Here is a 23498-nt window from a genome sequence, read left to right on the forward strand (position 1 = left end):
TGGTTAATTACTCAATCCCACCCTGACTGAGAGGACTGATCATGGTTCTGCGCTCGGAAATTCTGGTGAACAAAAACGTGCTACCTACCAAAGAACAAGCCCTGCCTGGCCGCGAAACCCCGATGACCGTGCCAGCCGAACACTTCGTCAACGGCAACCCGCTGCTGGGCCCGTTCCCGGGCAACGTGGAATTCGCCATCTTCGGCCTGGGTTGCTTCTGGGGCGCGGAACGCAAGTTCTGGCAGCGCGAGGGTGTGTTCAGCACGTCGGTGGGCTACGCCGGCGGCTTTACCCCGAACCCGACCTACGAAGAAGTCTGCTCGGGCCTGACCGGCCATAGCGAAGTGGTGCTGGTGGTCTACGAGCCGGAGAAAGTCAGCTATCAGGAACTGCTGGCGATGTTCTGGGAACTGCATAACCCGACCCAGGGCATGCGCCAGGGCAACGACATCGGCACCCAGTACCGCTCGGTAATCTATGCCACCAACCCGATCCAACTGGAGCAGGCCAAGGCCAGCGAAAAAGTGTTCCAGGCCGAGCTGACCAAGGCCGGGCTGGGCGCCATCACCACGGAAATCGAAGAAGCCCCGACTTTCTACTACGCCGAGGCCTACCACCAGCAATACCTGGCGAAGAATCCGGAAGGCTACTGCGGGATCGGCGGCACAGGCGTGACCTGCCCGATCTGAAAGCAGCGGCAAGCTACAAGCGGCAAGCTGCAAGCTGTCCTGCTTCAGCTTGTAGCTTGTAGCTTGTAGCTTGTAGCTTGTAGCTCCCCTCATTATTCGGCGATCAGCCAATCCATCTGCCAGCCGCCCTGGGTCTGGCCCAGTTTCTGCGCCAGCCACGGCAGCAGCTCGCGCAACTCCTCTTCCAGCCCCCACGGCGGGTTGGCAATCGCCAGGCCCGAGCCATTCAGGCTGTTAGGCGTATCCAGCGGATGCACCAGCAGTTCCACACGCAACAGCTTCGGCGCGCCGGTACCGGCCAGGTCCTGGTAGAAGCGGCGCAGCGCCCGCTGGTCCTTGACCGGGTACCAGATGGCCGCCACGGTCTGGCGCATCCGGCCGATGGCTTCTTTCAGCGACGCGGCGCAACGCTGCATCTCGTCGAGCTGTTCGAACGGCGGGTCGATCAGCATCACCGCGCGCTTCTCGGCCACCGGCAGCAGCGCCCGCGCCACATGCCAGCCCTCGCCCAGGTGGACCGCCACCCGCCGATCGCCCTTCATGTTTTCCTTGAGCAGCAACCCGTCTTCCGGATGCTTCTCGTTGAGCAGCACCCGGTCCTGGGAACGGGTCAGGCGCCGCGCCAGCTCGGGCGAGCCCGGGTAATAACGCAGTTCGCCATCGGGGTTCATCTTGTGCAGCACCGCCATGTAGTCGGCGGTCAGCGCTGGCAGGTCCTGCTCGCCCCACAGGCGCGCGATGCCTTCCAGGTACTCGCCGGTGCGGTTGGCCTGATCGCCCTGGAGGTCGTACAGGCCGATGCCGGCATGACTGTCGAGGTAGGCGAACGGCTGCTCCTTGCGTGACATCAGGGCGATGAGGCGGGTCAGGGTCAGGTGTTTGAAGACGTCGGCGTGGTTGCCGGCGTGGAAGGCGTGACGATAGTTCATGGTTGCTCCTGCGCAGGGGGCGAAGTTTACCCTGTGCCACGGCCGGCGTCAGGTCGTGTCGGGAGCTTCCACGGCGCAGGCACGCCCATAAAAAAGCCCGCATCCCAGGGAATGCGGGCTTTTCGAATCACTGCAGGGTTAGCGTCTCAGCGACTCCCGATCAGTGGTTGAGCTTGTAGTCTTTCTCGGCGGCCTCGAAACGCTGGACCATGCCGGCGCTCGGCGCGCTCATCTTGCTCACCAGCAGGATGGCCAGGCTGGCGAAGATAAAGCCCGGGATGATTTCGTACAGGCCCAGCACATTGAAGTGCTTCCACAGGATCACGGTCACGGCGCCGACGATGATGCCGGCCAGCGCGCCGTCGCGGGTCATGCCTTTCCACAGTACCGAGATCAGCACCACAGGACCGAAGGCTGCGCCGAAACCGGCCCAGGCGTAGCTGACCAGGCCCAGCACGCGGTTTTCCGGGTTGGCGGCCATGGCGATGGCGACCAGGGCAACCAGCAGTACCATGGCGCGACCGACCCACACCAGCTCCAGCTGGGAAGCATGTTTACGCAGGAAGGCTTTGTAGAAGTCTTCGGTCAGGGCACTGGAGCACACCAGCAACTGGCAGCTCAGGGTGCTCATCACCGCCGCCAGGATGGCCGACAGCAGCACACCGGCAATCCATGGGTTGAACAGGATCTTGGCCAGTTCGATGAACACACGCTCGTGGTTCTCGGTCACGGGACCGGCCACTTCCGGGTGCGCCGAGAAGTAGGCGATACCGAAGAAGCCCACGGCCACGGTGCCGCCCAGGCACAGGATCATCCAGGTCATGGAGATACGACGGGCGTTGGCGATCGACTTGACCGAATCCGCGGCCATGAAGCGCGCCAGGATGTGCGGCTGGCCGAAGTAGCCCAGGCCCCAGCCCATCAGCGAGATGATGCCGATGAAGGTGGTGTTTTTCAGCATGTCGAAGTTGCTTGGGTCCTGGGCTTCGATCGCCAGGAAGGTGGTGTCGACGCCACCGGTGGCCAGCAGCACGATGATCGGCGTCAGCAGCAGGGCGAAGATCATCAGGGTGGCTTGTACGGTGTCGGTCCAGCTCACTGCCAGGAAACCACCGACGAAGGTGTAGGCGATGGTCGCCGCGGCACCGGCCCACAGGGCGGTCTCGTAAGGCATGCCGAAGGTGCTTTCGAACAGACGGGCACCGGCGACGATGCCGGAAGCGCAGTAAATGGTGAAGAACACCAGGATCACGATCGCGGAGATGATCCGCAGCAGCCCGCTCTTGTCCTCGAAGCGGCTGGAGAAATAGTCCGGCAGCGTCAATGCATCGCCGTTGTGTTCGGTTTGTACTCGCAGACGACCGGCGACGAACAGCCAGTTCAGGTAGGCACCGACGATCAGGCCGATGGCGATCCAGCTCTCGGACAGGCCGGACATGTAGATGGCGCCCGGCAGGCCCATCAACAACCAGCCGCTCATGTCGGAAGCACCGGCGGAAAGCGCGGTCACCACGCTACCCAGGCTGCGGCCACCGAGGATGTAGTCAGAAAGGTTGTTGGTAGAGCGATAGGCCATGAAGCCGATCAGCACCATAGCTGCGATGTAGATCACGAACGTGATCAAGGTTGGATTGCTTGCACTCATTGAGTTACGCCCTGGCTTTGTTTTTATGTAGCGGCGGTCAGCACCACCGCTCTCAAACGACTACGTTTGAGAGACGGTTGGGTACTCCGCGCATTTATGACTGATGTTTCCCCAGGAAAGCCATCAGCCGATGAACCGGTCGCGAGGGCCGGTTGCACCTTGGGCGCGAATGCTATTCAACAACTCAAAGAAGGTGCAACCTGTTTCGCGAGAATAAGTTGCACCCAAGCGATTTTTCCGGCGAACGCCCCGTTTTTGCTCCTTTTTGGAGCAAAAAACCATCGCGACAGAATTAAAAGCACCAAGCAGAAGCGCCGCCCAGGGACCGGAAATTAATTCCTGATGAGTTGCCAATTATTCCGATAAAAAACAGGTTGCACCCGGTTGCACCTCTCTCGGCTCACGGCTAATCTTGCCGCCAGCTGATGCCACGCAACCGTGGTAAACATGAGGATAAAAATATGGCTACCACCACCCTTGGGGTCAAACTCGACGACCCGACCCGCGAACGCCTGAAGGCTGCCGCGACCTCGATCGATCGCACGCCGCACTGGCTGATCAAGCAGGCAATTTTCAATTACCTGGAAAAACTCGAGGGTGGTGCAACCCTGACCGAGCTGAGCGGTTCGACCCGCACCGACGGCGATGACGCTGGCGAAGTGCAGACCGACCACGCTCACCAGTGCTTCCTCGAATTCGCCGAAAGCATCCTGCCGCAATCGGTGCTGCGCGCTTCGATCACCGCTGCTTATCGCCGCCCGGAACCGGAAGTGGTGCCGATGCTGCTGGAGCAGGCGCGCCTGCCGGCCACCATGGCCGAGGCCACCAACAAGCTGGCCGCGACCATCGCCGAAAAACTGCGCAACCAGAAGAGCGCCGGCGGCCGTGCCGGTATCGTCCAGGGCCTGCTGCAGGAATTCTCCCTGTCGTCCCAGGAAGGCGTGGCCCTGATGTGCCTGGCCGAAGCCCTGCTGCGCATCCCCGACAAAGGCACCCGTGACGCGCTGATCCGCGACAAGATCAGCACCGGCAACTGGCAGCCGCACCTGGGCAACAGCCCGTCGCTGTTCGTCAACGCCGCCACCTGGGGCCTGCTGCTTACCGGCAAGCTTGTGTCTACGCACAATGAGGCCGGCCTGACCTCGTCCCTGAGCCGCATCATCGGCAAGAGCGGCGAGCCGATGATCCGCAAGGGCGTCGACATGGCCATGCGCCTGATGGGCGAGCAGTTCGTCACCGGCGAAACCATCGCCGAGGCCCTGGCCAACGCGAGCAAGTTCGAAGCCAAGGGCTTCCGTTACTCCTACGACATGCTCGGCGAAGCGGCACTGACCGAGCACGACGCGCAGAAATACCTGGCGTCCTACGAGCAAGCCATCCACTCGATCGGCAAGGCGTCCCACGGTCGTGGCATCTATGAAGGCCCGGGCATCTCGATCAAGCTCTCGGCCCTGCACCCGCGCTACAGCCGCGCCCAGTACGAGCGCGTGATGGACGAGCTGTACCCGCGCCTGCTGTCGCTGACCCTGCTGGCCAAGCAATACGACATCGGCCTGAACATCGACGCCGAAGAAGCCGACCGCCTGGAGCTGTCGCTGGATCTGCTCGAGCGCCTGTGCTTCGAACCGCAGCTGACCGGCTGGAACGGTATCGGCTTCGTGATCCAGGCCTACCAGAAGCGCTGCCCGTACGTGATCGACTACGTGATCGACCTGGCGCGCCGCAGCCGTCACCGCCTGATGATCCGCCTGGTGAAAGGCGCCTACTGGGACAGCGAGATCAAGCGCGCCCAGGTCGAAGGCCTGGAAGGCTATCCGGTCTACACCCGCAAGGTGTACACCGACGTGTCCTATATCGCTTGCGCCCGCAAGCTGCTGTCGGTACCGGAAGTCATCTACCCGCAGTTCGCCACCCACAACGCCCACACCCTGTCGGCCATCTACCACATCGCCGGTCAGAACTATTACCCGGGCCAGTACGAGTTCCAGTGCCTGCACGGCATGGGCGAACCGCTGTACGAACAGGTGGTAGGCAAGGTTGCCGATGGCAAGCTGAACCGTCCGTGCCGCGTGTACGCCCCGGTCGGCACCCATGAAACCCTGCTGGCCTACCTGGTCCGCCGCCTGCTGGAAAACGGCGCCAACACCTCGTTCGTCAACCGCATCGCCGACCAGTCGATCTCCATCCAGGAACTGGTGGCCGACCCGGTCAGCCAGATCGAGCAGATGGCGACCCTGGAAGGCGGTTTCGGCCTGCCGCATCCGCGCATTCCATTGCCGCGCGACCTGTACGGCAGCGAGCGCGCCAACTCCGCCGGCATCGACATGGCCAACGAACACCGCCTGGCGTCGTTGTCCTGCGCCCTGCTGGCCACCGCCCACAACCACTGGAAAGCCGCGCCGATGCTCGGTTGCGCTTCCAGCAGCGAAACCCCGGCGCCGGTCTTGAACCCGTCCGATCACCGCGATGTGGTCGGCCACGTACAGGAAGCCACGGTCGAAGACGTCGACAACGCCATCCAGTGCGCGCTGAACGCCGCGCCGATCTGGCAGGCCACGCCGCCGGCCGAGCGCGCCGCGATCCTCGAACGCGCCGCCGACCTGATGGAAGGCGAGATCCAGCCGCTGATGGGCCTGCTGGCCCGCGAAGCCGGCAAGACCTTCGCCAACGCCATCGCCGAAGTGCGTGAAGCCGTGGACTTCCTGCGCTACTACGCGGTGCAGGCTCGCAACGATTTCAGCAACGACGCGCACCGCCCACTGGGCCCGGTGGTCTGCATCAGCCCGTGGAACTTCCCGCTGGCGATCTTCAGCGGCCAGGTCGCCGCCGCCCTGGCCGCCGGTAACCCGGTACTGGCCAAGCCGGCTGAACAGACGCCACTGGTCGCCGCGCAAGCGGTTCGCCTGATGCTCGAAGCCGGCATTCCGGAAGGCGTGCTGCAACTGCTGCCGGGCCGTGGCGAAACCGTCGGTGCCCGTCTGGTCGGCGACGATCGAGTCAAGGGTGTGATGTTCACTGGCTCCACCGAAGTCGCGCGCCTGCTGCAACGCAACGTCGCCGGCCGCCTGGACGCCCAGGGCCGACCAATCCCGCTGATCGCCGAAACCGGTGGCCAGAACGCGATGATCGTCGACTCCTCGGCCCTGACCGAACAAGTGGTGATCGACGTCGTCTCCTCGGCCTTCGACAGCGCCGGCCAGCGTTGCTCGGCCCTGCGCGTGCTGTGCCTGCAGGAAGACTCCGCCGACCGCGTGATCGAAATGCTCAAGGGCGCCATGGCGGAAAGTCGCCTGGGCAACCCGGAGCGCCTGTCCGTGGACATCGGCCCGGTGATCGACGCCGAAGCCAAGGCTGGCATCGAGAAACACATCCAGGCCATGCGCGACAAAGGTCGCAACGTGTATCAGGTGGCGATCGCCGATGGCGAAGAGGTCAAGCGCGGCACCTTCGTGATGCCGACTTTGATAGAGCTGGAAAGCTTCGACGAGCTGCAACGGGAGATCTTCGGTCCGGTGCTGCACGTGGTGCGCTACAAGCGCAAGGACATCGACCAGTTGATCGCGCAGATCAACGCTTCCGGCTACGGCCTGACCCTGGGCGTGCACACCCGCATCGACGAGACCATCGCCAAGGTGATCGACAACGTCAACGCCGGTAACGTCTACGTCAACCGCAACATCGTCGGTGCCGTGGTCGGCGTGCAGCCATTCGGCGGCGAAGGCCTGTCGGGCACCGGCCCGAAAGCCGGCGGCCCGCTGTACCTGTACCGCCTGCTGTCGACCCGTCCGACCGACGCCATCGAGCAGTCGTTCGCCCGTGGCGACGCCCTGAATGCACCGGATGTGCGCCTGCGTGACGCCATGAGCAAGCCGCTGAACGCCCTGCAAGCCTGGGCCGACAGCAACAAGCTGGCGGACCTCAGCGCCCTGTGCGTACAGTTCGCGGCGCAGTCGCAGAGCGGTGTCACCCGCGTGCTGGCGGGCCCGACCGGCGAACGCAACAGCTACGCCATCCTGCCGCGCGAACACGTGCTGTGCCTGGCGGAAGTCGAAGGCGACCTGCTGACTCAACTGGCTGCGGTCCTGGCCGTGGGTGGTTCGGCGGTCTGGCCGGAAGGCGAACCGGGCAAGGCGCTCTACGCCCGCCTGCCTGCGGAGGTGCAAGCGCGCATCCAGCGCGTGGCCGACTGGACCAAGGACGACGTGGTGTTCGACGCGGTCCTGCATCACGGTGATTCCGACCAGCTGCGCGCGGTCTGCCAGCAAGTGGCCAAGCGTGCCGGCGCCATCGTCGGAGTTCACGGCCTGTCGCAAGGCGAAACCTCGATTGCCCTGGAACGCCTGGTGATCGAGCGCGCCTTGAGCGTCAACACCGCGGCGGCCGGCGGTAACGCCAGCCTGATGACCATCGGCTGAAGCCGATAGTCAGCGGCATGAAAAAGGGCGCCCTCACCGGCGCCCTTTTTTTGCCCGATGCAATTCCCTGTAGCCGCTGCCGCAGGCTGCGATAAGTCCCGCAGGGACTTCGGCGACAATGAAATCGCTACGGCCGTTCCGACCGATCGCAGCCTTCGGCAGCGGCTACAGGGGCTGTGCCTGTTTGGCATCTTTATCACCCGCATCAATCTTGCTGTTCAGCGTTTATTCACCCGCCTAGACTCGGCGCATTCCCTATAAAGCAGGTAGGCCGCCATGTCCGAGACGTTGCTCAGTTCCCGCAATCTGGCTTTCGAGCTGTATGAAGTCCTCGATGCCGAGGGCCTGACCCAGCGCGAGCGATTCGCCGAGCACAACCGGGAAACCTTCGACGCTGCCCTCGGCACCGCGCGCAGCATCGCCGAGAAATTCTTTGCCCCGCACAACCGCAAGGGCGACGAAAACGAGCCGCGTTATGAAGACGGCAAGGCGATCCTGATTCCGGAAGTCAAACCCGCGGTCGATGCCTTTCTCGAAGCCGGCTTCCTCAACGCCGCGCGCAGCTTCGAGGCCGGCGGCATGCAGTTGCCGACGCTGTTGTCCCAGGCCTGCTTCGCGCACTTCCAGGCGGCCAACGCAGCCTCCACGTCCTACCCCTTCCTGACCATGGGCGCGGCCAACCTGATCGAAAGCTTCGGCACCGACGAGCAAAAGCAGCGCTTCCTGCAGCCGATGATCGACGGGCGCTTCTTCGGCACCATGGCCCTGACCGAACCCCACGCCGGCTCGTCGCTGTCGGATATCCGCACCCGCGCCGAACCGGCGGCGGACGGCACCTACCGGCTCAAGGGCAACAAGATCTTCATCTCCGGCGGCGATCACCCGCTGTCGGAAAACATCGTGCACATGGTGCTGGCCAAGCTGCCGGACGCACCGGCCGGGGTGAAAGGCATCTCGCTGTTCATCGTGCCCAAGTTCCTGGTCAACGACGACGGCAGCCTAGGCCCGCGCAACGACGTGCTGCTGGCCGGGCTGTTCCACAAGATGGGCTGGCGCGGCACCACCTCCACGGCGCTGAACTTCGGCGATAACGGGGAGTGTGTCGGCTATCTGGTGGGCAAGCCGCACCACGGCCTGAGCTACATGTTCCAGATGATGAACGAGGCGCGGATCGGCGTCGGCATGGGCGCGGTGATGCTTGGCTACGCCGGCTACCTGTACTCCCTGGAATACGCCCGCGAACGCCCGCAAGGTCGCCTGCCGGACAGCAAGGACCCGACTACCGCGCCGGTGTCGATCATCCAGCACGCCGACGTCAAGCGCATGCTGCTGACCCAGAAGGCCTATGTCGAAGGCGCTTTCGATCTGGGCCTGTACGCCGCGCGGCTGTTCGACGACACCACCACCCTGCCCGACGAAGATCAGCGCAAGCAGGCCCACGAACTGCTGGACCTGCTGACGCCCATCGTCAAATCCTGGCCCTCGGAGTTCTGCCTGAAGGCCAACGAACTGGCGATCCAGATCCTCGGCGGCCATGGCTACACCCGCGAATACCCGGTGGAACAGTACTACCGCGACAACCGCCTGAACCCGATCCATGAAGGCACCCACGGCATCCAGTCACTGGACCTCCTGGGGCGCAAGCTGGCGCAGAACGGCGGCGCGGGCCTGAAGCAACTGATCCGCCTGATCGCCGATACCAGCGAGCGGGCCCAGGCCCACGACGCCCTGACGGCACTGCGCCAACCGCTGGAAAAGCTGGTGGCGCGCCTGCAAGGCGTGACCCTGGGCCTGCTCAGCGACCTGGCCCAGGGCAAGGTCAACAGCAGCCTGGCCAACTCGGCGCTGTACCTGAAAGCCTTCGGTCATACGGTGATCGGCTGGCGCTGGCTGGAACAGGCGATCCGCGCGCAGGAAGGCCTGGCCAAGGGCAGCCCGGCGGATGTGGGTTTCTACAAGGGCAAGCTGCAGGCGGCGCGTTACTTCCTGACCTGGGAAGTGCCGGCCTGTCATCACGAGCTGGCATTGCTGGAGGCGCGGGACGATACCTGCCTGGGCATGCAGGACGAGTGGTTCTGAAGCGCTAAAAGCATCGCGAGCAATCGAGCGCCGCCCGGCTGCTCGCGAAAACAATCAGTCCGACACAACCGCAACGGCGTTGCAGGTTGTAGGTAAACCCATCAGTTCTGGCTGATGGTCTTGGAGATCACTTCGACCGTGGCGCTGACTTGCTCTTGGTAACGGTCGAGCTCCTGCTGATGACGCTTTTGCATCTCGAGCTGCTGGGAGCACAGGTTCATCGCCGCCAGCACCAGCAAGCGGTCACCGATCAGCGTCGGGTATTTCTTCTTGGTCTCGGCCAGGGTGGCCTTCAACATCAACGCGGCGTCCAGCAGGGTCTGCTCTTCCCCGGCCGGCGCCTTGATCGAGTAGTCCTCGCCGAGAATCGAGACGACTTTTACCCCGTCGGCACCCTGCCTCATGCGCTGACAGGACCGGCGCTGACGCGCTCGACCAGGGCCTGGATGCGGGCCGCGGTGGCGCCTTGCTTCTCTTCCTGTTCCATCAGGCTCAGTTGCAGGCTTTCGTTCTCATCCTTGGCCTGGGCCAGTTCTGCCTTGAGGGTTTCGTTCGTGCCCGACAGTTCCTGGTTCTGTTGCACCAGATCACTGACAAGCTGTTCCAATTGGCTTAGGGATGCTTCCAACATTTTGATTTTCCGAGCATTTTTCAAAGGGCGCGTACGATAAAGAAAAGTCACCCCGGATGCCAGATTTTCCCGGCGCAACGCCTTGATTTGCCTGGCGGGTGACCTTGCCTGCGAACCTTAAAGACTGTCATTCCCCCATCTGGTTCCTGACACTTCGTCGCTCATCAGATCTTTCTGAAACTCTCGCTCCTGCTTCAAGAATCCATTTTTCCGCGCGATAGGTCAGGGGAGCCCTATCAACCACCGCGGCATGGATTGCGCATTCTCGAGGTAGATCCCCATGTCTCTTCGCAACATGAACATTGCACCGAGGGCATTTCTCGGCTTTGCATTCATCGGCTGCCTGATGCTGTTCCTGGGCATCTTCGCCCTGAACCAGATGAGCAAGATTCGCGCGGCGACCGTCACCATTTCCACCGACAATATGCCCAGCATCCAGAGCATCGATGAGTTCACCCAGCAGATGCTGCGCCTGCAAGTGCTGTCCTATCGCCTGGTGATCAACCGCGGTCCCGAGGTGCAGGCCAAGACCCGCGAGTCGCTCGAACTCGGCAACCAACAGATCGAAAAAATCCGCACCACCTATGAAAAGCTGGTCAGCAGCCCGGAGGAAAGCGAGGCCTACGACCACTACCTCAAGCTGCTGGCCGAATACCGCAAGCTCGAAGAGCGCATCAAAGAGCTGTCGCGCAATAACCAGCTGGGTGAGCTGCAAGAGATGCTGAACAACGAGTTGATGAAGAACTCGCAGCAGATCAACAAGGTTCTGAACCTGCTGGTACAGATCAACAGCCAGCGCTCCAAGGCCGCCAACGAGCAGGCCGCCGAAGAATACGCTTCGGCATTCAACCTGGTAGTCGCCCTGCTGATCCTGTCCACCACCCTGACCGTGGTGTTTGCCTGGTTGCTGACCCGCAGCATTACCCAACCCATCGCCAGCGCCTTGCATGCCGCGGAACACATCGCCGAAGGCGACCTCACCCAAAGCATCCGGGTCAACGGGCGCGACGAACCCGGACGCCTGCTGCAGGCCATGGCGAGCATGCAGGAAAAACTGCGCCAGACCCTGTTGCATATTTCCGGCTCCGCCAGCCAGTTGGCTTCCGCCGCGGAAGAACTGAACAGCGTCACCGACGAAAGTGCCCGCGGCCTGACCCAGCAGAACAACGAAATCGAGCAGGCCGCCACCGCCGTGAACGAGATGACCTGCGCCGTCGAAGAAGTCGCGCGCAACGCCGTGAGCACCGCCGAGGCCTCGAACGACGCCACCCAGTCGGCCAGCGAAGGCCGCGACCTGGTACGCGAAACCGTCAGCGCCATAGAGCTGATGAGCAGCGAAGTGCAGAGTTCGGCCAACAGGATCAGCGAACTGGCCGAGGAGTCGCGCGACATCGGCAAGGTGCTGGATGTGATCCGCGGCCTGGCCGACCAGACCAACCTGCTGGCCTTGAACGCCGCGATAGAAGCCGCCCGGGCCGGCGATGCCGGACGCGGGTTCGCCGTGGTCGCCGATGAAGTACGTGCCCTGGCCCACCGTACCCAGCAGTCCACCAGCGAAATCGAACGCATGATCGGCAGCATCCAGAGCGGCACCGAGCATGCCGTCGAGTCGATGCGCACCAGCACCGAGCGCGCCGACTCGACCCTGAGCATCGCCCGCGGCGCCGGCGGTGCCCTGGACACCATCAACACCGCGGTCAACGAAATCAACGAGCGCAACCTGGTCATCGCCAGCGCCGCCGAGGAACAGGCCCTGGTGGCCCGCGAAGTGGACCGCAACCTGGTGAACATCCGCGACCTGTCGGTGCAATCGGCCACCGGCGCCAACCAGACCAGCGATGCCAGCCACGAGCTGTCACGCCTGGCCGTGGACCTGAACGGCATGGTGGCGCGATTCACCCTGTAATACCCGGCCAATCGCGCTGATCGCCACCTGCGCCAGCCACTGCGGAACGCCATGAAGTCCGTCGGTGGCCGGCGCCAGGCGACGCTTTTCCGCCGCCTGTAAACAGGCGCAAAAGCTTTTTGACAGCATCGTATTTCAACAGGTTAGAATCGCTGGCACGCAGACTGCATGGTCAGTTTGTGCCCGCCTTTCTGCTTCTGGAGTACTGCCTTTGAATGCGACGACCATCAACAGCCTGTTCTTGATCGGCGCGTTGCTGGTAGGTGCGAGCATTCTGGTGAGTTCCCTTTCGTCCCGCCTCGGTATCCCGATCCTGGTGATCATCCTGGCCGTGGGCATGGCCGCCGGCGTCGACGGTGGCGGCATCATCTTCAACAACTATCCGACGGCCTACCTGGTGGGTAACCTCGCACTCGCGGTGATCCTCCTCGACGGTGGCTTGCGCACCCGGGTCTCGAGCTTCCGTGTGGCCTTGTGGCCCGCCTTGTCGCTGGCCACCGTCGGCGTGATGATCACCACCGGCCTGACCGGCATGGCGGCCGCCTGGCTGTTCGACCTGAACCTGATCCAGGGCCTGCTGATCGGCGCCATCGTCGGCTCCACCGACGCCGCGGCGGTGTTCTCGCTGCTGGGCGGCAAGGGCCTGAACGAACGGGTCACCGCCAGCCTGGAGATCGAGTCGGGCAGTAACGATCCGATGGCGGTGTTCCTCACCGTGACCCTGATCGACATGCTCGCCAGCGGCCAGACCGGCCTGCACTGGAGCCTGCTGGGGCATCTGCTGCGCGAGTTCGGCATCGGCGGCCTGATCGGCCTGAGCGGCGGCTGGCTGATGCTGCAACTGGTGAACCGCATCAACCTGGCCACCGGCCTGTACCCGATCCTGGTGATCGCCGGCGGCCTGGTGGTCTTCGCCCTGACCAACGCCCTGCACGGCAGCGGCTTCCTCGCGGTGTACCTGTGCGGCCTGGTGATCGGCAACCGCCCGGTGCGCAGCCGGCACGGCATCCTGCATATGCTCGACGGCATGGCCTGGCTGTCGCAGATCGGCATGTTCCTGGTGCTGGGCCTGCTGGTCACGCCCCACGACCTGCTGCCCATTGCCCTGCCGGCGCTGGGCCTGGCGCTGTGGATGATCCTGTTCGCCCGCCCGCTGTCGGTGATGGTCGGCCTGTTGCCGTTCAAGGCCTTCCACGGTCGCGAGAAAGCCTTTATTTCCTGGGTCGGCCTGCGCGGCGCGGTACCGATCATTCTCGCGGTGTTCCCGTTGATGGCCGGGCTGCCCGAAGCCCAGCTGTACTTCAACCTGGCCTTCTTTATTGTGCTGGTGTCCCTGCTGGTGCAAGGCACCAGCCTGCCGTGGGTCGCCAAGCTGCTGAAAGTCACGGTGCCACCGGAGCCGGCACCGATCTCCCGCGCCGCCCTGGAGGTGCATGTCACCAGCGAATGGGAGCTGTTCGTCTACCGCCTCGGCGCGGAAAAATGGTGCATCGGCGCGGCGTTGCGCGAGCTGAAAATGCCCGAAGGCACCCGTATCGCCGCCCTGTTTCGTCACCAGCAACTGCTCCATCCGTCGGGTAGTACGGTGCTGGAAGCCGATGATTTGCTCTGCGTCATCGGCCATGAACACAACCTGCCGGCCCTTGGAAAACTCTTCAGCCAGGCGCCGCAACGGGGCCTCGATCTGCGCTTCTTCGGCGACTTCGTTCTCGAAGGCGACGCCCAGCTGGGCGCGGTTTCGGCGTTGTACGGGCTCAAGCTCGAAGGGCTCGATCCGGACATGCCGCTGAGCCGCTTCATCACCCAGAAAGTGGGCGGCGCTCCAGTGGTCGGCGACCAGGTGGAATGGAACAACACCATCTGGACGGTTGCCGTGATGGAGGGGAACAAGATCAGCAAAGTGGGCGTCAGATTCCCCGAAGGAAGTCGCCCGGGCCCCGGACTCTTCCTCTAAACTGCCTAACTTCTCATCCAGCTTGACCGGTCTCTATGCCAACCCTGCGTACCCTTTTCGCCATTGCCCTGCTGGGCCTGAGCCTTTCTGTCGGCCCACTGCAAGCGGCCGAGCCGCCCAGTGCCGAGTCCGTCCAGCAGAGCCTGGATAAAATCGCCGAGCGCAAATTGCCGGAGGCCGATCAAAAGGCCCTGCAAGCGGTGCTGCAACAGACGCTGACCCAGCTGTCGAACAAGCAGGATTACGAACAGCGCCTGAACGACCTCAAGCAGCAACTGAGCAATGCACCGCGCCAGACCAGCGAAAACCAGCGCGAGCTGACCCGCCTGAAAGCCACCAAGGTGGTGCCGGTGGCCCAGCGCTATGCCAACCTGCCGGTGTCGCAGCTCGAACAACTGCTGACCGAACGCACCACCCAGCAGGGCGACATGCAGAAAGCCCTGGCCGAGGCCAACAGCCTGGCCATTACCGCGCAGACCCGCCCCGAACGCGCCCAGGCCGAGATCAGCAGCAGCCAGACCCGCACCCAGCAGATCAATACGATCCTCAAGAACGGCAAGGACTCCGGCAAGCCGATCAACGCCGACCAGCGCAATCAGCTCAATGCCGAACTGGCGGCCATCAACGCGCTGATCCCGTTGCGCCGCCAGGAGCTGGCCGGCAACAGCCAGCTGCAGGACCTGGGCAACAGCCAGCATGACCTGCTGATGGAAAAGACCGCGCGCCTGGAGCAGGAAATCCAGGACCTGCAGACCCTGATCAACCAGAAGCGCCTGGCCCAGTCCCAGGAAACCGTCACCCAGCAATCGATCGAAGCGCAAAAGGCCGGCAGCAGCAGCCTCCTGGCCACCGAAAGCGCGGCCAACCTGAAGCTCTCCGACTACCTGCTCAAAAGCACTGACCGCCTCAATGAGCTGACCCAGCAGAACCTGCAGACCAAGCAGCAACTCGACAGCGTGACCCAGAGCGATGCCGCGCTGGACGAACAGATCAGCGTGCTCAAGGGCAGCCTGCTGCTGTCGAAGATCCTCTATAAACAGAAGCAGGCGCTGCCGCACCTGCGGCTCGACCGCGACCTGGCGGACCAGATCGCCGACATCCGCCTGTATCAGTTCGAGGTCAACCAGCAACGCGAACTGATCAGCAGCCCCAGCAGCTATGTCGACAACCTGCTGGCGACCCAACCGTCCGAGCAAATCACCCCGCAGCTGCGCAAAACCCTGCTGGACCTGGCCATCACCCGTGCCGACCTGCTGGAACGCCTGAGCCGCGAGCTGAGCGCCCTGCTCAACGAATCCATCACCCTGCAGCTCAATCAGAAGCAGCTGCTGAGCACCTCGCAAAGCCTGCGCGCGACCCTCGACGAACAGATGTTCTGGATTCCCAGCAACAAGCCGCTGGACGGCGAATGGCTGCAAGCTGTGCCGCTGCGCCTGGAAAAACAGGTCACCACCCTGCCCTGGTCGTCCAGCCTGAGCGAGCTGGCCGACGGCCTGGCGCAACGGCCGCTGCTGTTCCTGCCATTGCTGCTCCTGATCGCGGCCCTGCTGTGGCGGCGCAAGAACCTGTACCAGCGCCTGACCAAGGTTCACAAGGACATCGGTCACTTCAAGCGCGACAGCCAATGGCACACGCCGCAGGCGATCCTGGTCAACATCCTGCTGGCGATGCCGGTCGCCCTTGGCCTGGCGCTGTGCGGCCTGGCCTTGCAGATCGACGCCCGCGGACAGAACGCCAACCTCGGCGCGGCGTTGTTGCAGATGGCCCAGGCCTGGCTGGTGTTCTATACCGCCTACCGGATCCTCGCCCCCGGCGGCGTGGCGGAACTGCACTTTCGCTGGGAAAAGCCCCAGGTCGAATTCCTCCAGGGCTGGATCCGCCGCCTCGGGCTGGTGGTCATGGCCCTGGTGGCCGTGGTCGCCGTGGCCGAACATCAACCGGCGGCGCTGGCCGATGACGTGCTCGGCATCGCCGTGGTCCTGACCTGCTACGCCCTGATGGCCTGGCTGCTCAGCCGCCTGCTGCTGAGCAGCCCGACGCACCAGAACGCCTCGCTGTTCCGCAAGGCGGTGGCGGTGCTGTTCACCGCGCTGCCGATCGCCTTGTTCATCGCCGTGTGCTTCGGCTACTACTACACCGCGCTGAAGCTCAGCGACCGCCTGATCAATACCCTGTACCTGCTGATGTTCTGGCTGGTGATCGAAGCCACTTTTGTCCGTGGACTGGGCGTCGCCGCCCGGCGCCTGGCCTACCAGCGGGCCCTGGCCAAACGCCAGGCCGCCAAGGAAAGCGGCGACGGCGAAGCGGTGGTCGAAGAGCCGACCCTGGACATCGAGAAGGTCAACGAACAGTCCCTGCGCCTGATCCGCCTGGCCCTGCTCGGTGGTTTCATGGCCGGGCTGTACTGGGTCTGGTCGGACCTGATCAGCGTGTTCTCCTACCTGGACAACATCACCCTCTACGAATACACCAGCGGCACCGGCGCCAACATGAGCATGGTGCCCATCAGCATCGGCGACATGCTCGGCGCGCTGATCATCGTCGGCATCACCTTCGCCCTGGCGCGCAACCTGCCGGGGCTGCTGGAGGTGCTGGTGCTGTCCAGGCTGAACCTGGCCCAGGGCAGCGCCTACGCGACCACCACGCTGCTGTCCTATGTGATTGCCGGCGTCGGCTTCGTCTCGACCCTGTCGACCCTCGGCGTCAGCTGGGACAAGTTGCAGTGGCTGGTGGCTGCGCTGTCGGTGGGCCTGGGCTTCGGCATGCAGGCGATCTTCGCCAACTTCATCTCCGGCATCATCATCCTGTTCGAGCGGCCAGTGCGCATCGGCGACACCATCACCATCGGCAACCTGTCGGGCACGGTGAGCAGGATCCGCATCCGCGCCACCACCATCACCGACTTCGATCGCAAGGACATCATCGTCCCGAACCAGACCTTCATCACCGGGCAACTGATCAACTGGTCGCTGACCGACACCGTCACCCGGGTGACCCTCAAGCTCGGCGTCGACTACGGCTCGGACCTGGACCTGGTCAAGGAACTGCTGCTCAAGGCGGCCCGCGATAACCCGCGGGTACTGAAAGAACCCGAGCCCCATGTGTACTTCCTCAACTTCGGCGAAAGCACCCTGGACCACGAATTGCGCATGCACGTGCGCGAGCTGGGGGACCGCAACCCGGTGCTCGACGAGGTCAACCGCTTCATCAACCGCGAGTTCAAGAAGCAGCACATCAACATCTCGTTCCGCCAGATGGAGGTCTACCTGAAGAACCTCCATGGCCAGGAATACAAGATGGTGCCCATCGAGCCGGAGACCAAGACCATTGTCCCGCTGCCCGACGGCAAACCGCTGCAGGAACCGCCTCCCAGCAGGCTCGACTAAGGACGCTATCCCTAGCAGAATGCTCGGACATTCTGCTGGAGATGGCCGTTGAAAGCCCTCGACGAACTGACCTTCGACAATCGCTTCGCCCGCCTGGGCGATGCGTTCTCAACCCATGTGCTGCCCGAGCCGATCGACCGCCCACGCCTGGTGGTGGCCAGCCCGGCGGCCATGGCGCTGCTGGACCTGGACCCCGAGGCCGCGCAAAGCCCGGTGTTCGCCGAACTGTTTGGCGGGCACAAGCTGTGGGCCGAAGCAGAGCCCCGGGCGATGGTCTATTCCGGGCATCAGTTCGGCTCCTACAACCCTCAGTTGGGCGATGGTCGCGGCTTGCTGCTGGGCGAGGTGTACAACGCCGCCGGCGAGCACTGGGACCTGCACCTCAAGGGCGCCGGCCAGACCCCCTACTCGCGCATGGGCGATGGCCGCGCCGTACTGCGTTCGTCGATCCGCGAGTTCCTGGCTTCCGAGGCGCTGCACGCCCTGGGTATTCCGACCACCCGGGCGCTGTGCGTGATCGGCTCCGACACCCCGGTCTGGCGCGAGAAGCAGGAGCGCGCGGCGATGCTGCTGCGCATGTCGCCCAGCCATGTCCGCTTCGGCCACTTCGAATACTTCTATTACACAAAACGCCCCGAGCAGCAGAAACAGCTGGGCGAGCACGTGCTGGCCATGCACTTCCCCGAGTGCCTGGAGCAGCCCGAACCCTACCTGGCGATGTTCCGCGAAGTGGTCGAGCGCAATGCCGAACTGATCGCCAAATGGCAGGCCTACGGTTTCTGCCACGGAGTGATGAACACCGACAACATGTCGATCCTCGGCGTGACCTTCGACTTCGGGCCGTTCGCCTTCCTCGACGATTTCGATGCGCATTTCATCTGCAACCATTCCGATGACCAGGGGCGCTACTCGTTCAGCAACCAGGTGCCGATCGGCCAGTGGAACCTCAGCGCCCTGGCCCAGGCGCTGACGCCCTTCATCAGTGTCGAGGCCCTGCGGGAAACCCTCGGCCTGTTCCTGCCGCTGTTCCAGGCCCATTACCTGGACCTGATGCGCCGCCGCCTCGGCCTGACCAGCGCCGAAGACGAGGATCAGAAGCTGGTGGAACGGCTGCTGCAACTGATGCAGGGCAGCGGCGTGGACTACAGCCTGTTCTTCCGTCGCCTGGGGGATGAGCCGGCGGAACTGGCCGTGGCCCGGCTGCGCGACGACTTCGTCGACCGCCAGGGCTTCGATACCTGGGCCGATCTGTACAAGGCCCGGGTCGCCCGTGATTCGATCCAGGGTCAGGAGCTGCGCCGGGAACGCATGCACGCGGTCAACCCGCTGTACATCCTGCGCAATTACCTGGCACAGAAGGCCATCGACGCCGCCGAACAAGGGGACTACTCCGAGGTGCGCCGCCTGCACGCGGTACTGAGCAAGCCGTTCAAACAACAGGCCGGCATGGACAGCTACGCCGAACGCCCGCCCGAATGGGGCAAGCACCTGGAAATCAGTTGCTCGTCCTGAGGGGTCAGATAAAGGTTTCCATCGAGACCTTGAAACGTTCGGCCAGCCAGCGGATCTGCCGCAGGTTGAGCTGACGCTTGCCGCTCAGGATCTCCGAGACTACCGACTGCGCGCCGACACCGGGCAGGTCGCTCTGGGTCAGGCCGTGTTCGCGCATCATGTAGCGCAACACATCTACTCCGCTGGCGACAGGCATCGGGCGATGTTCAAGATCGTAGGCTTCGATCCAGTCCCCGATGATGTCCACCAGGCTGTTGAGAGGATGGGCCTCGTCTTCCCCTGTCAGGTCCAGCAACTCGTCAAGGGCCTGAACCAGCCTGTCGTAGTCCGCCTCGGTTTTTGGCTTGCGCAGCAACGGCGCAACGAACTGCCAGTGTTCGGCCACTTGCTCGATCAATGCACTCATCCTCGATCCTCCTTCCACTTACCCCGGTCATATTCACGGTGGTCCAACACATGGCGGATATAGAGCTTTTGCGTCGTGTAACGGACCAATGCAATCAGCCGTATCTTGTTGCCACCGATATCGAACACATGCAGCGGCCCGACCTTGTCCACCGCCGGAAACATCGCCTTCATCGCGGCAAAATCCGCAAGCCGATTGCGTTTAAGCGCGCGATACCAATCATCCAACGCCTTGGCCGAGTGCGGCCATTTTTCCTTGGCATCCCAAATTCGTTTAGCCGTGATTACACGCATGCAAAGTCCTTATCGCATACTGCTATGGCAGCCTAGAGGGTGAGACAACTTATCGCAAGTTGCTATAAATGCTCTCGGACCAATGGCACGGAGCATCGTCTCTCTCCAGCCTAGAACCGAGCCTGCGGTTGCCGTGCAAAGATGTATGAGCGCATGCAACAGCTTGATAAACCGGTCCACAGCCTCCAGATCGGAGCTATTGGCCACTTACCCTGGAGCCCCCCTCATGTCCGATCCACTGCTGATCCCCTGCCCCCATTGCAATGGGTTGAACCGCATCCCCGCCGAGCGCCTGGGCGATCAGCCCAAATGCGGACGCTGTAAAGGCCAGGTGTTACTGAACCAGCCTTTCGAGTTGAAACAAGGCGACTACGCCAGCCAGATCAAGGGCGACCTGCCGTTGCTGGTGGATGTCTGGGCGGATTGGTGCGGGCCGTGCAAATCCTTCGCGCCGGTGTTCGAGCAGGCGGCGGCGCAATTGGCAGGCAAGTGCCGGCTGGCCAAGCTCGACAGCGAGGCCAATCAGCAATTGTCGGCGCAGTTGGGAATTCGCTCGATTCCGAGCCTGATTCTGTTCAAGAACGGACGGGAAGTGGCACGCCAGAGTGGCGCCTTCCCGTTACCGCAGCTGATGAGCTGGCTGCGTAGCCAGGGCATCTGATCGCTATTTCGAAATCGCCTTGAACTGTAGGAGCGAAGCTTGCCCGCGATAACGGTCTGACAGCCGACGACGATGTTGAATGTCAGGCACTCATCGCGGGCAGGCCCCGCTCCTACGGAAGAAGGTCAGGCGCTTTCCAGCAGGTTGTGCAGGTCGACGAACTGCTGGGTCAGCTTGTGCCGGGGGTCGAGGTGGATCAGCGGCAGGCTGGCCTGGTGGGATTCGCGCATGCGCACCGAACTGGCCAGGTACACCGGCAATACCGGCAGGCCCTCGGCGATCAGTTCATCGAGCATTTGCTGGGGCAGGCTGGCGCGGGCCTGGAACTGGTTGACCACGATACCCTCGACCTGCAAATCCTCATTGTGGTCATCCTTGAGCTCTTCGATTTCCGCCAGCAGGCCGTACAGCGCCTGGCGGGAAAAGCTGTCGCAGTCGAAAGGAATCAATACGCGATCGGCAGCAATCAGCGCCGAAACCGCATAGAAGTTCAAGGCCGGCGGGGTGTCCAGGTAGATCCGGTCGTAGTCCTCGGCCAACTCGTCCAGCAGTTTGCGCAGCTTGTTGATCTTGTGCTTCGCCTCAAGCTTGGGCTGCAGATCCGCCAGCTCGGCGGTGGCCGTCACCACATGCAGGTTGTCGAACGGCGTTTCGTAGATATCGACCTGATTCTTCTTCGAGAACGGTCCGGAAGACAGGGTCTGCTTGAAGAAGTCGGCGATCCCCATGGGGATGTCGTCGCCGGTCAGGCCGGTGAGGTATTGAGTGGAGTTGGCCTGGGCATCCAGGTCCACCAGCAGTGTGCGATACCCCTCGCTGGCGCTTACGGCCGCCAGATTGCAGGCAATGCTCGACTTGCCGACTCCCCCTTTCTGATTGAACACCACGCGCCGCATGTCAGAACCTCCCTGCATCAAAGATCACCGAGTGTAGTAGCCAGTGCCGCCGCTTCGCTACCTCGCTGACGGCAGACCGCCAAACCAGTTCCAGTGGCCAGAATCAGCCTAGACTTTCTTGTAAAGTCCCCGCGCTCCCGACCTGTACCATTCGATAATGGCCAAATGACACTTTTCTGCTGTCGAGCGGGTCATTTTCACTGAGCGAAACATAACCAATGTTTGCTACCAGCCAGTCACACCGGGATAATGCGCGCCACTCGGCTGTAGCTCCGTGGCAGGTGAGTCGCGATCGAAACGCCTGACCACGTCAAGTAAGCCCGCAGGGGCGGGATGAATTTTCAAGTGATCAACTTCAACATCGCTCAATGGCGCGCGTGGGCCCCTGGGCTCGAAAGCGTGGACGATTGGCAGGCCTGGAGCCGACAACCGGTCGTGCTCCAGAGCAGTGATGCGGCCCCGGACGTGTCGTTTCTACCGGCCATGCAGCGCCGGCGCCTCAGCCGTCTGGCCCGCATGGCCTTCAGCGTGGGCTGGCCGCTGGCCGAAGGCCTGGAACAGCTACCGTTGGTCTTTATTTCCCGGCATGGCGAAACGCCGCGCACCTTCGACATCCTCAGCGACCTGGCGGCCGACCAGCCGTTGTCCCCGACCCAGTTCAGCCTCTCGGTGCACAACGCGGTGATCGGCCTGTGGTCGATCATGCGTGGCGAGACCAGCGAAATGACTGCCCTCGCCGCTGCCGGCGACGGCCTCGAACATGGCATGCTAGAGGCCGCGGCGCTGCTTGAGGAAGGCGCCCCAGCGGTGCTGCTGGTGGTCACCGAAGAGCAGCCGCCCGCCGCCTATGCCACCTGGATCGACGACGTGCCGTTCCCCTATGCGGTGGGCCTGTTGCTGACCCCCGGCAAAGAGTGGCAACTGACGCTCGATACCGCCACCGAGGAAGCGCCACGCGCCGAGTGGCCCCATGCCCTGAATCTCTTGCGTACCCTGCTCGGCGAGCAAACCTTTTGCCAACATGCCTGGAAGAACCGTGTATGGAACTGGCAACGCAACCTGTAAACACAAAACCCCGCGACGCCTACTACTGGCGCCTGGTCGCCACCGCGGCGAGCTTCGCCTTGTTCGGCCTGGGTGGCCTGTGCCTGCGCCTGGTGATTTTCCCGCTGCTCGCCTGCCTGCCCGGCGACGCCGAAGCGCATCGCCAGCGCGCACGGCGCACCATTGGCCGGCTGTTCTGGCTGTTCATCCGGTTCATGGCCCGCAGCGGCGTGCTGACCTATGACGTCGAAGGCGCGAAAAAGCTCGGCCGCCCCGGACAAATGATCATCGCCAACCACCCGTCGCTGATCGACGTGGTGTTCCTCATCGGCCTGGTGCGCAACGCCAACTGTGTGGTCAAGCAGAGCCTGTGGCAGAACCCGTTCACTCGCGGCCCGATACGCGAAGCCGAATACATCAGCAACGACGGCAGCATGGACATGCTCGACGCCGCCGGCGAAGCCCTGCGCAACGGCCAGACCCTGGTGATCTTCCCCGAAGGCACCCGCACCCCGCCGGGCCAGGCGCCGGCCTTTCATCGGGGGGGCGCGGCAATCGCCTTGCGGGGTGCGAGAATCATCACCCCGGTGGTCATCAAGGTCAGCCCGACCACCCTGACCAAGGCCGAACCCTGGTATCGCATCCCGATGCGCCGTGTGCACTTCAGTTTTCGCGTCGGAGCCGATATAGACCCGTATGCCTTTGCCGCCCAAGGCCCCGCACCGCAGGCCTCGCGCAAGCTCAACGATTATTTGCATCACTACTTCATTAAGGAGCTCGCCGAAGATGAGCGATCTGCACCAGGAAATTAAAATGCTGATCATCGATGCCCTGGGCCTCGAAGACATCAGCGTGCAAGACATCGGCAACGAGCAGACGCTCTTCGGTGAAGGCCTGGGCCTGGACTCGGTCGACGCCCTGGAGCTGGGCCTGGCGATCCAGAAACGCTACGGCATCAAGATCGACGCCGACGCCAAGGACACCCGCAATCACTTCACCAACGTGGCGAGCCTTGCGGCGTTCGTCACTGCAAAACAGGCAGCTTGAGACCG

18 protein-coding genes and 1 pseudogene are annotated in these 23498 nt (G+C 63.1%); 12 read left to right on the plus strand and 7 right to left on the minus strand.

What is annotated here, in order from left to right; all coding sequences use genetic code 11:
* The first annotated feature begins 41 nt into the window (after window positions 1–41).
* A complete protein-coding gene (gene msrA / locus AC07Y9_RS07010) occupies window positions 42–689 on the plus strand; it encodes a peptide-methionine (S)-S-oxide reductase MsrA (RefSeq protein WP_087089829.1) in 648 nt (215 codons plus the stop codon).
* Between the two features lie 92 nt (window positions 690–781).
* Here msrA and AC07Y9_RS07015 read toward each other — a convergent pair whose 3' ends face one another.
* Together AC07Y9_RS07015 and putP are read right to left on the minus strand one after the other, a co-directional pair.
* On the minus strand, window positions 782–1618 hold the full coding sequence (locus AC07Y9_RS07015; protein ID WP_007926805.1) for a 23S rRNA (adenine(2030)-N(6))-methyltransferase RlmJ: 837 nt from the start codon (window positions 1616–1618) through the stop codon (window positions 782–784).
* A gap of 160 nt (window positions 1619–1778) precedes the next feature.
* Complete coding sequence (gene putP, locus AC07Y9_RS07020) at window positions 1779–3263, minus strand: sodium/proline symporter PutP (protein WP_007926806.1); 1485 nt, start codon at window positions 3261–3263, stop codon at window positions 1779–1781.
* 461 nt (window positions 3264–3724) lie between these two features.
* Between putP and putA the strand changes: the two genes are divergently transcribed.
* Both putA and AC07Y9_RS07030 read left to right on the plus strand, forming a co-directional pair.
* Window positions 3725–7678 (plus strand): trifunctional transcriptional regulator/proline dehydrogenase/L-glutamate gamma-semialdehyde dehydrogenase, encoded by a 3954-nt coding sequence (gene putA / locus AC07Y9_RS07025; RefSeq protein WP_102678344.1) that lies wholly within the window; start codon window positions 3725–3727, stop codon window positions 7676–7678.
* Window positions 7679–7954: 276 nt separating this feature from the next.
* Entirely contained in the window at window positions 7955–9757 is a 1803-nt protein-coding gene (locus AC07Y9_RS07030) for an acyl-CoA dehydrogenase (protein ID WP_102678346.1), read from the plus strand.
* Between the two features lie 101 nt (window positions 9758–9858).
* Here the strand turns inward: AC07Y9_RS07030 and AC07Y9_RS07035 are convergent, their stop codons facing one another.
* Window positions 9859–10161 carry a cell division protein ZapA gene (locus tag AC07Y9_RS07035; protein WP_009041856.1) on the minus strand — a complete coding sequence of 101 codons (303 nt, stop codon included), beginning with the start codon at window positions 10159–10161 and terminating at the stop codon, window positions 9859–9861.
* Window positions 10158–10388, minus strand: a complete 231-nt coding sequence (locus AC07Y9_RS07040) for a hypothetical protein (protein WP_007926810.1) — start codon at window positions 10386–10388, stop codon at window positions 10158–10160. Before AC07Y9_RS07040 ends, AC07Y9_RS07035 begins: the two co-directional genes overlap by 4 nt.
* 295 nt (window positions 10389–10683) lie before the next feature.
* Between AC07Y9_RS07040 and AC07Y9_RS07045 the strand changes: the two are divergent.
* From AC07Y9_RS07045 to selO, 5 genes and pseudogenes are all read left to right on the plus strand, one after another.
* A pseudogene (locus AC07Y9_RS07045) lies at window positions 10684–11439 on the plus strand (MCP four helix bundle domain-containing protein); the annotation flags it as partial.
* A complete protein-coding gene (locus tag AC07Y9_RS07050) occupies window positions 11431–12294 on the plus strand; it encodes a methyl-accepting chemotaxis protein (RefSeq protein ID WP_371858162.1) in 864 nt (287 codons plus the stop codon). The pseudogene AC07Y9_RS07045 and the gene AC07Y9_RS07050, both read left to right, overlap by 9 nt.
* A 211-nt stretch (window positions 12295–12505) precedes the next feature.
* On the plus strand, window positions 12506–14248 hold the full coding sequence (locus tag AC07Y9_RS07055; RefSeq protein WP_007926822.1) for a potassium/proton antiporter: 1743 nt from the start codon (window positions 12506–12508) through the stop codon (window positions 14246–14248).
* A gap of 35 nt (window positions 14249–14283) precedes the next feature.
* Window positions 14284–17634, plus strand: a complete 3351-nt coding sequence (gene mscK / locus AC07Y9_RS07060) for a mechanosensitive channel MscK (RefSeq protein WP_102678348.1) — start codon at window positions 14284–14286, stop codon at window positions 17632–17634.
* A 48-nt stretch (window positions 17635–17682) separates the two neighbouring features.
* Window positions 17683–19146, plus strand: a complete 1464-nt coding sequence (gene selO, locus AC07Y9_RS07065) for a protein adenylyltransferase SelO (protein WP_102678349.1) — start codon at window positions 17683–17685, stop codon at window positions 19144–19146.
* Window positions 19147–19150: 4 nt separating this feature from the next.
* Here the strand turns inward: selO and AC07Y9_RS07070 are convergent, their stop codons facing one another.
* A complete protein-coding gene (locus tag AC07Y9_RS07070) occupies window positions 19151–19552 on the minus strand; it encodes a helix-turn-helix domain-containing protein (protein WP_007926825.1) in 402 nt (133 codons plus the stop codon).
* Window positions 19549–19845, minus strand: a complete 297-nt coding sequence (locus AC07Y9_RS07075; RefSeq protein WP_023970158.1) for a type II toxin-antitoxin system HigB family toxin — start codon at window positions 19843–19845, stop codon at window positions 19549–19551. Before AC07Y9_RS07075 ends, AC07Y9_RS07070 begins: the two co-directional genes overlap by 4 nt.
* A gap of 226 nt (window positions 19846–20071) precedes the next feature.
* Here AC07Y9_RS07075 and trxC point away from each other — a divergent pair, with 226 nt between their 5' ends.
* Window positions 20072–20506, plus strand: coding sequence for a thioredoxin TrxC (gene trxC / locus AC07Y9_RS07080; RefSeq protein WP_007926827.1), 435 nt, complete (start codon window positions 20072–20074; stop codon window positions 20504–20506).
* Window positions 20507–20631: 125 nt separating this feature from the next.
* Here the strand turns inward: trxC and AC07Y9_RS07085 are convergent, their stop codons facing one another.
* Entirely contained in the window at window positions 20632–21402 is a 771-nt protein-coding gene (locus tag AC07Y9_RS07085; RefSeq protein ID WP_007926828.1) for a ParA family protein, read from the minus strand.
* A gap of 333 nt (window positions 21403–21735) precedes the next feature.
* Here AC07Y9_RS07085 and AC07Y9_RS07090 point away from each other — a divergent pair, with 333 nt between their 5' ends.
* The 3 genes from AC07Y9_RS07090 to AC07Y9_RS07100 are packed head-to-tail and all read left to right on the plus strand — an operon-like array spanning window position 21736 to window position 23493.
* Window positions 21736–22467, plus strand: coding sequence for a beta-ketoacyl synthase chain length factor (locus tag AC07Y9_RS07090; RefSeq protein WP_102678350.1), 732 nt, complete (start codon window positions 21736–21738; stop codon window positions 22465–22467).
* Complete coding sequence (locus AC07Y9_RS07095) at window positions 22443–23258, plus strand: lysophospholipid acyltransferase family protein (RefSeq protein WP_102678351.1); 816 nt, start codon at window positions 22443–22445, stop codon at window positions 23256–23258. Before AC07Y9_RS07090 ends, AC07Y9_RS07095 begins: the two co-directional genes overlap by 25 nt.
* Window positions 23233–23493, plus strand: a complete 261-nt coding sequence (locus AC07Y9_RS07100; protein ID WP_007926834.1) for a phosphopantetheine-binding protein — start codon at window positions 23233–23235, stop codon at window positions 23491–23493. Before AC07Y9_RS07095 ends, AC07Y9_RS07100 begins: the two co-directional genes overlap by 26 nt.
* Window positions 23494–23498: the final 5 nt, after the last annotated feature.

The sequence above is a fragment of the Pseudomonas sp. GW456-L12 genome (assembly GCF_059424045.1).

Coding starts and splice junctions, on each gene's coding strand:
- AC07Y9_RS07100 (WP_007926834.1), top strand. CDS start 23,233: ATGAGCGATCTGCACCAGGAAATTAAAATGCTGATCATCGATGCCCTG.
- putA (WP_102678344.1), top strand. CDS start 3,725: ATGGCTACCACCACCCTTGGGGTCAAACTCGACGACCCGACCCGCGAA.
- putP (WP_007926806.1), bottom strand. CDS start 3,263: ATGAGTGCAAGCAATCCAACCTTGATCACGTTCGTGATCTACATCGCA.
- AC07Y9_RS07090 (WP_102678350.1), top strand. CDS start 21,736: ATGAATTTTCAAGTGATCAACTTCAACATCGCTCAATGGCGCGCGTGG.
- AC07Y9_RS07050 (WP_371858162.1), top strand. CDS start 11,431: ATGCAGGAAAAACTGCGCCAGACCCTGTTGCATATTTCCGGCTCCGCC.
- AC07Y9_RS07085 (WP_007926828.1), bottom strand. CDS start 21,402: ATGCGGCGCGTGGTGTTCAATCAGAAAGGGGGAGTCGGCAAGTCGAGC.
- AC07Y9_RS07015 (WP_007926805.1), bottom strand. CDS start 1,618: ATGAACTATCGTCACGCCTTCCACGCCGGCAACCACGCCGACGTCTTC.
- AC07Y9_RS07075 (WP_023970158.1), bottom strand. CDS start 19,845: ATGCGTGTAATCACGGCTAAACGAATTTGGGATGCCAAGGAAAAATGG.
- AC07Y9_RS07070 (WP_007926825.1), bottom strand. CDS start 19,552: ATGAGTGCATTGATCGAGCAAGTGGCCGAACACTGGCAGTTCGTTGCG.
- mscK (WP_102678348.1), top strand. CDS start 14,284: ATGCCAACCCTGCGTACCCTTTTCGCCATTGCCCTGCTGGGCCTGAGC.
- msrA (WP_087089829.1), top strand. CDS start 42: ATGGTTCTGCGCTCGGAAATTCTGGTGAACAAAAACGTGCTACCTACC.
- trxC (WP_007926827.1), top strand. CDS start 20,072: ATGTCCGATCCACTGCTGATCCCCTGCCCCCATTGCAATGGGTTGAAC.
- AC07Y9_RS07040 (WP_007926810.1), bottom strand. CDS start 10,388: ATGTTGGAAGCATCCCTAAGCCAATTGGAACAGCTTGTCAGTGATCTG.
- AC07Y9_RS07095 (WP_102678351.1), top strand. CDS start 22,443: ATGGAACTGGCAACGCAACCTGTAAACACAAAACCCCGCGACGCCTAC.
- AC07Y9_RS07035 (WP_009041856.1), bottom strand. CDS start 10,161: ATGAGGCAGGGTGCCGACGGGGTAAAAGTCGTCTCGATTCTCGGCGAG.
- AC07Y9_RS07030 (WP_102678346.1), top strand. CDS start 7,955: ATGTCCGAGACGTTGCTCAGTTCCCGCAATCTGGCTTTCGAGCTGTAT.